This window comes from Cellulomonas sp. C5510 (genome assembly GCF_019797765.1).
Taxonomy (GTDB): domain Bacteria; phylum Actinomycetota; class Actinomycetes; order Actinomycetales; family Cellulomonadaceae; genus Cellulomonas.
Genome location: NZ_CP081862.1, coordinates 1,196,575 through 1,209,125 on the forward strand (window position 1 = coordinate 1,196,575; position 12,551 = coordinate 1,209,125).

Annotated in this window: 14 protein-coding genes; 10 read left to right on the forward strand and 4 right to left on the reverse strand. The window is 76.0% G+C overall.

Translation table 11 applies throughout. From position 1 onward, the window contains the following. Positions 1–18 precede the first annotated feature (18 nt). Genes K5O09_RS05390 through K5O09_RS05400 form a run of 3 tightly spaced genes read left to right on the forward strand, consistent with a single transcriptional unit; the run spans position 19 to position 2,518 of the window. Positions 19–918 carry an electron transfer flavoprotein subunit alpha/FixB family protein gene (locus tag K5O09_RS05390; RefSeq protein WP_222171782.1) on the forward strand — a complete coding sequence of 300 codons (900 nt, stop codon included), beginning with the start codon at positions 19–21 and terminating at the stop codon, positions 916–918. Next, positions 915–2,228 carry an FAD-dependent oxidoreductase gene (locus tag K5O09_RS05395; RefSeq protein WP_222171783.1) on the forward strand — a complete coding sequence of 438 codons (1,314 nt, stop codon included), beginning with the start codon at positions 915–917 and terminating at the stop codon, positions 2,226–2,228. The genes K5O09_RS05390 and K5O09_RS05395 overlap by 4 nt, the downstream gene beginning before the upstream one ends. Then, positions 2,225–2,518, forward strand: a complete 294-nt coding sequence (locus K5O09_RS05400; RefSeq protein ID WP_222171784.1) for a ferredoxin family protein — start codon at positions 2,225–2,227, stop codon at positions 2,516–2,518. Before K5O09_RS05395 ends, K5O09_RS05400 begins: the two co-directional genes overlap by 4 nt. Here K5O09_RS05400 and K5O09_RS05405 read toward each other — a convergent pair. From K5O09_RS05405 to K5O09_RS05415, 3 genes are all read right to left on the reverse strand, one after another. Beyond that, complete coding sequence (locus tag K5O09_RS05405) at positions 2,499–3,581, reverse strand: LacI family DNA-binding transcriptional regulator (RefSeq protein WP_370635523.1); 1,083 nt, start codon at positions 3,579–3,581, stop codon at positions 2,499–2,501. The two genes, K5O09_RS05400 and K5O09_RS05405, sit on opposite strands and share 20 nt — an antisense overlap. A 106-nt stretch (positions 3,582–3,687) precedes the next feature. Further along, positions 3,688–5,364: a phosphoenolpyruvate--protein phosphotransferase gene (gene ptsP, locus K5O09_RS05410; RefSeq protein WP_222171786.1), complete on the reverse strand. Its 1,677-nt coding sequence runs from the start codon at positions 5,362–5,364 to the stop codon at positions 3,688–3,690. Continuing rightward, positions 5,361–6,824, reverse strand: a complete 1,464-nt coding sequence (locus K5O09_RS05415; RefSeq protein ID WP_222171787.1) for a PTS transporter subunit EIIC — start codon at positions 6,822–6,824, stop codon at positions 5,361–5,363. Before K5O09_RS05415 ends, ptsP begins: the two co-directional genes overlap by 4 nt. A 267-nt stretch (positions 6,825–7,091) precedes the next feature. Between K5O09_RS05415 and K5O09_RS05420 the strand changes: the two genes are divergently transcribed. From K5O09_RS05420 to K5O09_RS05440, 5 genes are all read left to right on the forward strand, one after another. Next, positions 7,092–8,006, forward strand: coding sequence for a GntR family transcriptional regulator (locus K5O09_RS05420; protein ID WP_222171788.1), 915 nt, complete (start codon positions 7,092–7,094; stop codon positions 8,004–8,006). 17 nt (positions 8,007–8,023) lie between these two features. Then, positions 8,024–8,269: a glucose PTS transporter subunit EIIB gene (locus tag K5O09_RS05425; protein WP_222171789.1), complete on the forward strand. Its 246-nt coding sequence runs from the start codon at positions 8,024–8,026 to the stop codon at positions 8,267–8,269. A 46-nt stretch (positions 8,270–8,315) separates the two neighbouring features. Continuing rightward, complete coding sequence (locus K5O09_RS05430) at positions 8,316–8,546, forward strand: PTS transporter subunit EIIB (protein WP_222171790.1); 231 nt, start codon at positions 8,316–8,318, stop codon at positions 8,544–8,546. Further along, a complete protein-coding gene (locus K5O09_RS05435) occupies positions 8,546–9,007 on the forward strand; it encodes a PTS glucose transporter subunit IIA (RefSeq protein ID WP_222171791.1) in 462 nt (153 codons plus the stop codon). Before K5O09_RS05430 ends, K5O09_RS05435 begins: the two co-directional genes overlap by 1 nt. 100 nt (positions 9,008–9,107) lie before the next feature. Further along, positions 9,108–9,770: a pyridoxal 5'-phosphate synthase gene (locus K5O09_RS05440; RefSeq protein WP_222171792.1), complete on the forward strand. Its 663-nt coding sequence runs from the start codon at positions 9,108–9,110 to the stop codon at positions 9,768–9,770. 7 nt (positions 9,771–9,777) lie between these two features. Here K5O09_RS05440 and K5O09_RS05445 read toward each other — a convergent pair whose 3' ends face one another. Then, complete coding sequence (locus K5O09_RS05445; RefSeq protein WP_222171793.1) at positions 9,778–10,815, reverse strand: heparan-alpha-glucosaminide N-acetyltransferase domain-containing protein; 1,038 nt, start codon at positions 10,813–10,815, stop codon at positions 9,778–9,780. Between the two features lie 95 nt (positions 10,816–10,910). Between K5O09_RS05445 and K5O09_RS05450 the strand changes: the two genes are divergently transcribed. Then, the gene (locus K5O09_RS05450) at positions 10,911–11,732 is read left to right on the forward strand and encodes a methyltransferase domain-containing protein (protein WP_222171794.1); all 822 of its coding nucleotides are present in this window, start codon (positions 10,911–10,913) and stop codon (positions 11,730–11,732) included. A gap of 27 nt (positions 11,733–11,759) precedes the next feature. After that, positions 11,760–12,542, forward strand: coding sequence for a fumarylacetoacetate hydrolase family protein (locus K5O09_RS05455; RefSeq protein ID WP_222171795.1), 783 nt, complete (start codon positions 11,760–11,762; stop codon positions 12,540–12,542). Positions 12,543–12,551: the final 9 nt, after the last annotated feature.

The following is a 12,551-nucleotide window of genomic DNA, read 5'->3' on the forward strand; positions in this document are numbered from 1 at the left end:
ACCACCGAAGGACCCCCCATGACCACCTGCATCGTCACCACCGACCCCGCCGTGGACCGCCTGCTCGCGATCGCCCGCACGCTCGGCGGCCCGGTCGTCGCCGTCGTCGCCGGAGCCCGCGCCGTCGCGGACGCCGTCGCCGCGGGCGCGCCGGACCGCGTCGTCTGGCTCGGCGAGCCCGGGGACGCTCCGGCCTCGGCCTTCGCGTCCGCCGCGGCCGACGCCGTCGCAGCGGCGGGACCGGCTGTCGTGCTCGCCGCCGACCGTCCCGCGGACCGCGTGCTGGCGGGTGCCGCGGCGGCCCGGCTCGACGCCCCTGCGCTGGGTGGCGTCACGGCCGTCGTCCCGGAGGGCGGGAGCGTGCTGGTCACCCGTACCGTGCTCGGCGGCGTCGCGACCGAGGACGTGCGCGCGACCGGTCCTGTCGTGCTGGTGACCGACGGCGGCGACGTGCCGGCCCCCGGCGCCCCTGCGCCGGTCGAGGAGGCGCCGGCCGTCCCGGCGGCGGTCCGCGTCGTCGAGACCCGCCCGGCGGCGACGGCGGGGGTGGACCTGCGCGGCGCCCGCCGCGTCGTCTCGGTCGGCCGCGGGCTGAAGGCCCGGGAGGACGTGGCGCTCGTCGAGGCACTGGCCGACGCGCTCGGTGCCGCCACCGCCTGCACCCGGCCGCTCGCCGAGGGCGTCGGGTTCTTCCCGAAGGACCGGTACGTCGGCGTCTCCGGCCGCACCGTCACCCCCGACCTGTACCTGGCGCTCGGCATCTCCGGTCAGGTGCAGCACATGGTCGGAGCCCGCGGCTCGCGCACCGTCGTCGCGGTGAACACCGACGCGGAGGCGCCGATCGTCGCCGAGGCCGACTACGCCGTCGTCGGTGACCTCTACCAGGTGGTCCCGGCGCTGACGGAGGCGTTGCGGTGACCGAGCCGGACTTCGACGTCGTCGTCGTCGGGGCGGGGCCGGCCGGGAGCGTCACGGCGGCGCTGCTCGCCCGGCAGGGCCACTCCGTCGCGGTGATCGAGCGTGGTGAGTCCCCCGGGTCGAAGAACCTCTCCGGTGGCGTGCTCTACTCGCGCGTCCTCGAGGACGTGTTCCCGGGCTGCCTCGACGAGGCGCCCTACGAGCGGCGTGTCACCCGCAACGAGGTCGTGTTCCTCACCCCGGAGTCGGCCGTCGGGCTCGACGTCGCCTCCGACCGGCTCGCGGACCCGGTGAACGCCGTCACCGTGCTGCGCGCGCGGTTCGACCCGTGGCTCGCCGCCCAGGCGGAGGAGGCCGGCGCGTACCTCATGCCGGGCGTCCGCGTGGACCGGGTGCTCACCGCGCCCGGTGGGTCCGGCGCCGCGGGGCGCCGCGTGGTCGGCGTGCAGGCGGGCGAGGACGAGCTGCGCGCCCGCGTCGTCGTGGCGGCGGACGGGGTCAACTCGTTCCTCGCCCGCGAGGCCGGCCTGCGTCCGCAGCCCCCGACCCACCACCTCGCGGTCGGGGTGAAGGCGGTGCTCACCCTGCCGGAGCACGTCATCGAGGACCGGTTCGGTGTCTCCGGCGACGAGGGCGCCGCGATCGCGTACGTCGGCGACTGCACCCGGGGTGTGGGGGGCGGCGGCATCGTCTACACCAACCGCTCGTCGCTGTCGGTGGCCGTGGTGCTGCGGCTCGACGACCTGGTCGCGAAGGGCCTGGCGGCCGCCGACGTGTTCGAGCACTTCCTCGCGCACCCGCGGCTGGCCCGCTACGTCCGCGGCGCGCAGGTGGTGGAGTACGGCTCCCACCTGGTCGCCGAAGGCGGCTGGGACATGCTCGGCGAGGTCGTCTCCGACGGCATGGTCGTCGTCGGCGACGCCGCCGGGCTCACCATCAACTCGGGACTGACCGTGCGCGGCATGGACCTGGCGATCGGCTCGGCCGTCGCAGCCGCCGCCGGCGTGAGCGCGGCGCTCGAGGCGGACGACGTGTCGGCCGCCGGGCTCAGCGGGTACCGCGAGCGGCTGCTCGCCGGCACGGTCGGGCGGGACCTGCGCACCTACGCGAAGGCGCCCGCGTTCCTCGAGCGGCCCCGTGTGTACGGCGACTACGGACGACTCCTGGAGGAGATCATGGTGGACGTGTTCCGGCTGGACGGGACGCCCCGCAAGCACCTGGCGCGGGTCGCCGTGGACGCGCTGCGGCGCTCACCCGTGCGGCTGCGGGACCTCGCCTCCGACGCGCTGGCGGGGGTGCGTGCCCTGTGACCGGCGCGAAGCCGTCGACCGCTGAGCGCCTCGCGCGCAACCGGTTCGAGCTCGACGAGGACGAGTCGCACATCGAGGTGCACCAGGACGTGGTCCGGGCGACCGGCTGCGGGCCTGTCCTGGTGGCGGTGTGCCCTGCCCGCGTGTACGCGGAACGGGAGGACGGCGGGCTCGACGTGGAGTACGCCGCCTGCCTCGAGTGCGGCACGTGCCGGGCGGTCGCCCCGCCGGGGGCGCTGACGTGGCACTACCCGCGCGGGGGGTTCGGGGTCAGCTTCCGGGAAGGCTGAGGGGCGGTCGCCGGCGGTCGTCGTCCGGCGCGGGCCCCGTGCTGGCCCGCAGCTCCAGGCGCGCGGTCGGTGCCTGGAGCTGCTGGGCCGGGGCGCCTTCCACGAGCTCCAGGAGCATCCGGACCGCGCAGGCGGCCTCGGCCCGGGCGTCCCGCGTCATCACGGTGAGGGTCGGCCGCGTCAGCCGGCTGATCCCCGAGGAGTCCCACGCGACCATCGAGACGTCGCCGGGTACGTCCAGGCCGAGCTCGGCGGCGACCCCCGTCCCCGCCATCGCCTGGACGTCGTTCTCGTAGACGATCGCGGTCGGCCGGTCCGCAGCGGGGCGGTCGAGCAGCTGCCGGGTGGCCTCCGGCGCGGCGGCGGAGCCGCCCTCGGACTGCACCACGGCAGGTGCGGGCAGCCCGCGTGCGGCGGCCGCCTCGGTGAGCGCGTCCGTGCGCACCCGGGAGTACGCGAGCCGCGAACCGGACGTGACCCGCGCCAGGCGGCGGTGGCCCAGCGCGACCAGGGCGTCCACGAGCTCGTGGGCCGCGCCCACGTCGTCGGTCCAGACGGTCGGCAGGCCGGAGGTGTAGCGGGGGTCGCCGAGCGTGACGGCCGGCAGCCCGAGGGTCTGCAGCGCCCGGGGCCGGTCGTCGTCCACGCGGAGGTCGATGACCACCAGCCCGTCGACCCCGTTCCCGGACGCCCACTGGTCGTAGGTCGCGAGCTCCGCGGCGTGCCCGGAGACCACCTGCATCCTCAGCGTGATCGCGTGGTCCACGAGCTCGTCCTGCATGCCCTCGAGGTAGTGCTGGAGCAGCGGTTCCACGCCCCGCACGCGTGGCGGCCGGTTGAGCACCAGACCGATCGTGTCGGAGCGTCCGCCGGCGAGAGCGCGGGCGGCTGTGTTCGGCCGCCACCCCATGTCCGCGGCGATGCGCAGCACCCGTTCGCGGGTCTCCGCGGAGACTCCGGGGCGGCCGTTCAGCGCGAACGAGGCGGCGCCCTTGGACACGCCCGCACGTTGCGCGACGTCCGCGATGCGCACCCGGCCCACGGCCCTCGTCCTCCCCCTCACCGCCCCGTCGTCGAGGCGCCGCGAACCCCAGGGCGACGGCCCGGGTCCTGCCGGAGTCTACGCAGGTCCCGGGGGCCGGTCGCCCCGCCGCGCTCCTCCGGCACCGCTACAGCCCCAGCCCGGTGAGCACCGGCAGCGCCTCCCGGACCGCTGCCCGGCCCTCACCGGCCGTGCGTGCGGCGACGGCCAGCGCCGCGACCCGCCGGCAGTCCTCCAGGGTGACGCGCTCGAGCACGGCGGCCACGTCCGCGAGCGCCCGCGGCGTCATGGACAGCGACGTCGCGCCGAGCCCCACCAGCACCGGCGCGAGCGCCGGGTCCGCCGCGGCCTCGCCGCACACGCCCACGGGCCGGTCGTGCGCGGCAGCGCCCCGGCAGGTCGCCTGGACGAGCGCCAGGACGGCGGGCTGCCAGGGCGTCGACAGCGCCGCGAGGTCCGCGAGCTCCCGGTCGGCGGCCATCGCGTACTGCGTGAGGTCGTTGGTGCCGAGGCTCGCGAACCGGGCGTGCTCCAGGACCGGGCCGGCGCACAGCGCGGCCGCCGGCACCTCGACCATCACGCCCGCCTGCCGCAGCCCGTGGGCCTCGCACCGGGCGACGAACGCCTCGGCCTCGTCGGGGGTCGCGACCATCGGGGCCATCACCCAGACCTCGGCGTGCTCGGCGTGCGCCGCCTCGGCGATCGCGGCGAGCTGCCGGTCCAGCACCTCGGGGTGGCGGGCTGCCGTGCGCAGGCCGCGCACGCCGAGGGCCGGGTTCGGCTCACCGTCGGCGGTGACGAACGGCAGCGGCTTGTCCGCGCCCGCGTCGAGGGTCCGGACCACGACCTTCTTGCCGGCGAACGCCGCGAGGACGGCTCGGTAGGCCCGGACCTGCTCGGCGACCGGAGGCTCGTCGGCGCGGCCCAGGAAGCAGAACTCCGTGCGGAACAGCCCGACGCCCTCCGCGCCGGCCTCCGCCGCCGACACCGCCCCGGAGGGGTCGGCGACGTTGGCGAGCAGCTGCACGCGGTGCCCGTCGGCCGTGCGCCCGGTGCCGGAGAACGCGCGGTCGCGGCGCGCGCGGGCCCGGTCGGCGGCGGCGAGGTCGTCGGGACCGGGGTCGCGCAGCACCGTGCCGGCCGAGCCGTCCACCGCGACCGTCTCCCCGTCCTGGAGCGCGCTGGCTCCCGGCACGGCGACGACGGCGGGGATGCCGAGCGAGCGCGCGAGGATCGCGGTGTGGGAGGTCGGCCCTCCGCCCGCGGTCACGATCGCGACGACCTGCTCCGGGTCGAGCGTGGCGGTGTCGGCCGGGGCGAGGTCGTGCGCCACGAGCACGAACGGGTGCCCGGGCGCGGGCACGCCCGGCGGCCGGACGCCCGTGAGGCGCGCGACGACCCGGTCGCGGACGTCCGCGACGTCCCGGGTGCGCTCGGCCATGTACCCGCCGAGTCCGGCGAGCTGGTCGATGACCACGGCGGCGGCCTCCCACACCGCCCGCTCCGGGGTGCGGCGCAGCTCCCGGACGCGTCGGACCGCGTCGGTCGCGAGCGCCGGGTCCGCGGCCATCGCGGCGGCGACGGTCAGCACCTCGGCGGCGGTGCCCGAGGCGTGCCCGGCGGCGTCCGCGAGGTCCGCCTGGACGCCCGCCGCGGCGGACTCGACCGCCGCGCAGGCCGCCTCGACGTCCGCCGCGGGGGAGAGGTCGGCGGCGGGGGGCTCGGCGACGGGCGCCGGCATGGTCTGCACCGTGCCGGCGCCCGTCCCGGGGCTGACCCCGACGCCCTGGAGGGCGACCGTCATGCGGTGCCCCCGCCGGCGCGGCGCCCCGGGCCGTCGGCCGCTGGCGGCGTGGCGGAGGTGGTGGCGGCTCCGGCCGGCGCCGCCTCCGCCCGGTCCGCCGCGACGTCGCCGGCGCCCTCGGCCACCGGGTCGTCCTCGCGGCCGGGGGTCTTGAAGTTGAACCGCGTGATCATGAACCGGAACAGGAAGTAGTAGATGACCGCGTAGACCAGGCCGATCACGATGAGCAGCAGCGGCTGCTCGGCGATCCGGAAGTTCAGCAGGTAGTCGATCGCACCCGCCGAGAACCCGAACCCGCTGCGGATGTCGAGCGCGTTCACCAGCGCCAGCGACGTGCCGGTCAGCACGGCGTGGATGGCGTACAGCGGGTAGGCCACGTACACGAACGCGAACTCGAGCGGCTCGGTGACGCCGGTGACGAACGCGACCAGCGCGGCGGAGCCCATGATGCCGGCGATGACCTTGCGGTTCTTCGGCTTCGCGGTGTGCACGATCGCCAGCGCGGCGGCGGGCAGGGCGAACATCATGATCGGGAAGAAGCCGGTCATGAACGTCCCGGCGGTCGGGTCGCCGTGCAGGAACCGCGCGATGTCGCCGTGCCAGACGTCGCCGGCCGCGTCGGTGTAGTCGCCGAACTGGAACCACGGCAGCGAGTTGAGCAGGTGGTGCAGGCCGAACGGCAGCAGCAGGCGGTTGAGGGTGCCGAACACGAACCCGCCGACGACGGTGGAGCCCGTGACCCAGTCGCCGACCGCGGTGAACCCGGCGTCGAAGGCGGGGTAGATGAGCGCCGCGAGGACGGCGATGAGCACGGCGGCGCCCGCGGTGACGATCGGCACGAAGCGGCGGCCGCCGAAGAACGCGAGGTAGGCCGGCAGCTTGATCCGGTAGTACTTCTGGTACAGCAGGGCCGCGACGAGGCCGATGACGATGCCGCCGAGCACCCCGTAGTTGATGAGCTCCTGGTCCGGTGCGCCGAGGCCTTGCTGGACGGCGTGGAGGACGAGGGCGTTGTAGTCGCCGTTGCCGGCCGCGTCGAGCGCCGCGGGGTCGGCCGAGCCGAGGACGCCTTCTGCCGTGACGGCGTCGGGCTCACCGAGGATGTACGGGGAGAGCGCGTCGGTCACGCCCTTGAACACCAGGTACCCCACGAGCGCGGCCAGCCCGGTCGAGCCGTCCGACTTGCGGGCGTAGCCGACCGCGACGCCGAGCGCGAAGAGGATGGGCAGGTTGCCGATCAGCGCGTTGCCGGCGGCGGCGAGCACGTCGGCGACCGGCAGCAGCCAGTCGGCGCGCGCGCCGAGGCCGTCGGCTCCGAGCATGTCGGCCTGCCCCAGCCGCAGCAGCAGCGCGGCGGCGGGGAGCGAGGCGATGGGGAGCATCAGCGACCGGCCGACGCGCTGCAGCTGCGCGAGGCCGGGGATGCCCCGCTTCGGGGTGTCCACCGTGGTGGCGGTCATGGGTGTCTCCTCGTCGAGCGTCGGACCCGCAGCCGGGTCCGTCCGGTGCGGGAGGGGTGCTCCGCCGGCTGGTGGCGCCGGCGGTCGGAGCGCGTGCGCCGGGCGGCGGGAGGGGGCCGACTTGCGTGCAGCCCGGCCCGTCCGGCAGGTTGTCTGGACCAGTTGCGGTCAGAGTGGTCTAGACCGGAAGATGTGTCAAGCACCACACAGGGGACCGCACCGTGGTCCGGTGCCGGGACGACGTCGACCGAGTGGGAAGGTGAGGCCGTGCACGCAGAGCAGCCCCGCACCGCCCCCGCGTCGACCGTCCGGGCGACGCACAAGCACCAGGCCGTCCGGTCCTACCTCGAGGAGCTCGTCGAGCGCGAGCTGGCCGTCGGCGACGCCGTGCCGTCCGAGCGTGCGCTGTGCGAGCGGTTCGGCGTGTCGCGGATGACGGTCCGGCAGGCTGTCGAGGCGCTCGTCGGGGAGGGCGTCCTGGTGCGGGAGCAGGGGCGCGGCACGTTCGTCGCCCCCCAGCGCATGGACTTCGAGATGCGCCTGACGACCTTCGGCGAGGAGATGCGCCGCCGCGGCATGCGCCCCGACACCCGGGTGCTCGACGCGCTCACGGTGCCCGCCTCGGCGGAGGCCGCGGACGCGCTGGGCACCGAGGTCGGTGCCCCGCTGCACCACCTGTGGCGCGTCCGGTACGCCGACGGCACGCCGATGAGCATCGAGCAGCTCTGGGTGCCGGTGGGCCTGGCCCCCGACCTGTTCGCCGCCGGACCGCCTCCGAGCCTGTACGACGCGCTCCGCGCGGTCGGCCTCGACCCGTCGTGGGGCGAGGAGACGCTGACCGCGTCGGAGGCGACCGACGAGGAGGCCGCGCTGCTCGACCTGCGCGCCACCCGCGCGGTGCTGCGCGCGACCCGGCGCACGTTCAGCGCGGACACCCCGTGCATGTACTCGCGAGCCTGCTACCGCGGCGACCGGTACAGCGTGTGGGTGCCGCTCAGCACGCCCAGCCCCGCCCTCGTACCCCGCGTGCGCGACGGTGCGCGCCACGAGACCGGGGACCGTGGTCTGCCGCCCCTCGCCGCGGGGGAGGGTCGCGCGCCGTCGCCGGCACCCGCGGCGTCGGCCGCCCCGCAGGCGCCCGGTGCGACCCGCCCGCCCGAGGTCGTCGGGGCGCGACCGTGAACCCAGGGAGGAACCGCATGGCACGACCCGACACCGACCAGGCCACGGCGATCCTCGCCGGGCTCGGCGGGGTGGACAACATCGACGAGATCGAGCCGTGCACCACGCGTCTGCGCTCGCTCGTGAAGGAGCCCTCGCGCGTGGACACGGCGGCCCTGCGCGCGGCCGGCGCGTTCGGGGTCATGGTGTCCGGCAGGGTGGTGCAGGTGGTCATCGGGCCCAGCGTCGACACCCTCGCCCTCGACCTGGCCGACCTGATGTGACCCGCCCCCGCAGACCCCACCGACCGAGCACCGAAGGAGACACACCATGAGCAAGGCCGAGCAGATCCTCGCCGGACTGGGCGGGGACGCCAACATCGTCGACCTGGAGCCGTGCATCACGCGGCTGCGGGTCGAGGTCGAGGACCCCTCGAAGGTCAGCGAGCCGACCCTCAAGGCCGCGGGCGCCATCGCGGTCATGCAGTCCGGGACGGTCGTGCAGGTGATCGTCGGCCCCGAGGCCGACACGCTGGCCTCGGACATCGAGGACCTGCGCTGATGGCGGCTCTGACCGTCCTCGCCCCGGTCGCCGGCGCCGTGCGGGCGCTCGCGGACGTCGACGACCCGGTGTTCTCCGGGGAGATCGTGGGCCCCGGGCTCGCGGTGCAGCCCGACCCGGACGCCGGCCGCGCCGTCGTCGCGCCGGTCTCCGGCACCGTCGCGAAGCTGCACCCGCACGCGTTCGTGCTGCTCGCCGAGGGCGGGCGCGGCGTGCTCGTGCACCTGGGCATCAACACCGTGCAGCTCGGGGGGGAGGGTTTCACGCTCCACGTCGCCGAGGGTGACGCCGTCGAGCAGGGCCAGCTCCTGGTCGAGTGGGACCCGGCCGCGATCGAGGCCGGCGGCCGCTCCGCGATCTGCCCCGTGATCGGCCTCGAGGCGCTGCCCGACTCGCTGACCCGCCTCGCCGAGCCCGGCGCCACCGTGGCAGCGGGCGACCCGCTGCTGTCGTTGGCCTGACCCCTCGCCGGGGCCGGCCGCGCACGGACGCGCCCGCCCCTGGCGCAGGTCCCGGCCCGCGTCCCGAGGGTGCCCGCCCGCCGGGCGCCATACTGGGCGGATGCTGCCCCGAGCGTCCACGCGGGACCTGCTCCGCGCCCTGCCGGCGCTGACCGGGAACCTGCCCGAGGTCGACCCGTACGCGCTGCCCGCCGACCCGGTGGAGGCGTTCGAGGTGTGGTTCGCCGCGGCGGTCGACGCCGGCGTGCCGGAGCCGCACGCGATGACGCTCGCCACGGTCGGCCCGGACGGGGCGCCGAGCGCGCGCGTCGTGCTGCTGGCCGACCTCGTCGACGGCGCGTGGGTGTTCGCGACCGACGCGCGCACGGTGAAGGCGCGCCAGCTCGCGGGCAACCCGCGCGCGTCCCTGTCCTTCTACTGGCAGCCGCTCGGGCGCCAGGTGCGTGTCGTCGGGACGGCGCACGCGCTGGACGACGCCACCTGCGCCGCGGACTTCCTGCGGCGCTCGCCGAGCTCCCGCGCGGCGGCGCTCGCGTCCCGGCCGGGGGAGGTCCTGCACTCGATCGAGGAGATGACCGGCGCCGTCGTCGCCGCCCGCTCCCGCGTGGACCGCGAGCCGCGGCTCGTGGTGCCGACCTGGCAGCTCTGGGCGGTGGACCCCGACGAGGTGGAGCTGTGGCAGGGCGACTCCGACCGCGCGCACCTGCGGGTGCAGTACGAGCGCGCCGACGGGCGGTGGGCCCGGCACCTCGGCTGGCCCTGACCGGACCTCACGGCCGTGCCGGCGGCAGGGCGTCGGGTGCGACGTCCGACGCCCGCGCGGCGAGGTCGTGCAGCAGCCGCTCGAGAGGTCCGCGGCCGGACGTCGCTCGCCACAGCCAGCACAGCCCGACGACGCCGACGAGGAACGCGAGCCACGTCCCGGCGTCCGGCTCCCACACGACGGCGTCGCCCAGCAGCGCGATCGCCACGAGGTGCCCGGTGTACGCGGTCAGCGCGAGCGCACCGGTCGCGGCGACGGGTGCGACGAGACGCGGTGCGGCGTCCGCGACCACGAGGCTCAGCGCGAGCACCGCGAGCGCCACGCCCGTGTTCGCGGCCACCTCGAGCGGCGAGGACGAGTGCGGCTCCGTCGTGACCAGGGCCGCCAGGGTGCCGTCGGGCGTGACCGCGCGCGTGAGGAGCGCCGACGCCCCGTGGCCGACGACGGCGAGCGCGACGCCGGCGCCGAGCAGCCGGAGCCGGACCCGGGTCGAGCGCAGGTCCGCGCGCCCCACCGCGAGCCCGACGAGGACGTACGCGAACCACACCACCGCGGGGTAGGAGGAGCCGGTGAGGATCTCGGTCCACGCGCGGGCGGGGAGCCGCTCGAGCGCGGGGTCGAGGGCGATCCGCAGCACCGGGCCGAGCACCGCGACCACCGCCGCAGCGACGAGGAGCCGGCGGGGCGGGGCGCCCAGGAGCGGCACGGCGCAGGCGAACAGCACGGCGTACGTGGGGAGGATCACGGCCACCGGGGTGCCGAGCAGCTCGACGAGCACCCCGATCGCCAGCACCAGGAACGCCCGGACGAGGAGCCGGGTGCGGGCCTGGACGCGCCGGGTGCCCGCGACGGCCGCGTGGCCGCCGGACAGAAGCGCGACGGAGACGCCCGACAGCAGCACGAACGACGCCGCGGGGCGGCCGTCCGCGACCTGGGTGAGCGACCAGGGCCAGGGGTCCTGCGGGCCGCCGGGGCCGACGTGGGCGGTGACCATGCCGAGCACGGCGAGGCCGCGCGCCACGTCCACCCCGGCGATCCGCTGCATGCCGTCACGCTAGTGCGTGACCGGTGGTCTCGGACAGCGAGACGTCGCGTACCGCCCACTGGAACGCACCCCCCGTGCCGCCCTACAGTCGGCAGGTGACCGACACGCACCCGGCCGAGGTCTACACCCACGGCCACCACGACAGCGTGCTGCGCTCCCACCGGTGGCGCACCGCGGAGAACTCGGCGGCCTACCTGCTGCCCGCCCTGCGCCCGGGCCTGTCCCTGCTCGACGTCGGCTGCGGCCCCGGCAACCTGACCGTCGACCTCGCGTCACGCGTCGCACCCGGTGCCGTCGTCGGGGTCGACCGGTCCGAGAGGGTCCTCGAGCTCGCGCGCGAGGAGGCCGCGGCCGCCGGTGCCACCACCGTGACGTTCCAGGAGGGCGACGCGTACGCCCTGCCGTTCGAGGACGCCACGTTCGACGTGACGCACGCCCACCAGGTGCTGCAGCACCTCGTCGACCCCGTGGCCGCGCTGCGGGAGCTGCGGCGGGTCACGAAGCCCGGTGGCGTGGTCGCGGTGCGCGACGCGGACTACTCGGGCATGACCTGGTACCCGCCCTCGCCGACGCTCGACGAGTGGTCGGCGCTGTACCACGAGGTCACGCAGGCCAACGGGGCGGAGGCCGACGCCGGGCGCCGGTTGCACTCGTGGGCGCTCGCCGCGGGCTTCGACCCGGACGGCCTCGTCGTGACGGCAGGTGTCTGGTGCTACGCGTCCGCCGAGGACCGCGCCTGGTGGTCCGACCTGTGGGCGGACCGCTGCGTCCAGTCCGACTTCGGCCGTCAGGCGGTCGAGCACGCACTGGCCGACGAGGTCGGCCTGGAGCAGCTCGCCGTCGGCTGGCGCGAGTGGGGCGACGCGCCGGACGGCTGGTTCGCCGTCCTGCACGGCGAGGTCCTCGCCCGCGTCTGACCCGCGGTGCGCCGTTAGGCTGGGCCCGTGCGCATCGCGAGGTTCACCACGGGGGACGACCCCCGCTACGCCCTGGTCGAGGGCGATCCCGGTCAGGAGCAGCTCGTCGTCATCACCGGCGACCCGATCTACACCCCGGTGCAGCCCACCGGCGAGCGCATCCCGCTCGGCGACGGCGTGCGGCTGCTGGCCCCGGTGATCCCGCGGTCCAAGATCGTCGGCGTCGGCCGCAACTACGTCGACCACGCCGCCGAGCTGGGCAACGAGGTGCCGACGGCGCCGCTGCTGTTCCTCAAGCCGAACACCTCGGTGGTCGGCCCGGACGACCCGATCGTGCTGCCGGACTGGACCGAGGAGGTCTCGTACGAGGCCGAGCTCGCCGTCGTCATCGGCAAGGTCACCAAGGACGTCCGCCCCGAGCACGCCCTCAGCCGCGTGTTCGGCTACACCGTGGCCAACGACGTCACCGCCCGGGACGCCCAGCGCAGCGACCCGCAGTGGACCCGCGCGAAGGGGTTCGACTCGTCCTGCCCGATCGGCCCCTGGGTCGTCCCGGGGCTCGACGTCGAGGACCTGGCCGTGCGGTCGCGCGTCAACGGCGAGGCCAAGCAGGACGGCCGCACGTCGCAGATGGTGTTCGACGTCGCCGCGCTGATCTCGTACATCTCCGAGGTGTTCACGCTGCTGCCCGGCGACATCATCCTCACCGGCACCCCGGCGGGCGTCGGGCTGCTGGCCGAGCGGGACGTCGTCGAGGTCGAGGTCGAGGAGATCGGCACGCTGCGCAACCCGGTGCTGCGCCGCTCCTGACGCCCGGGC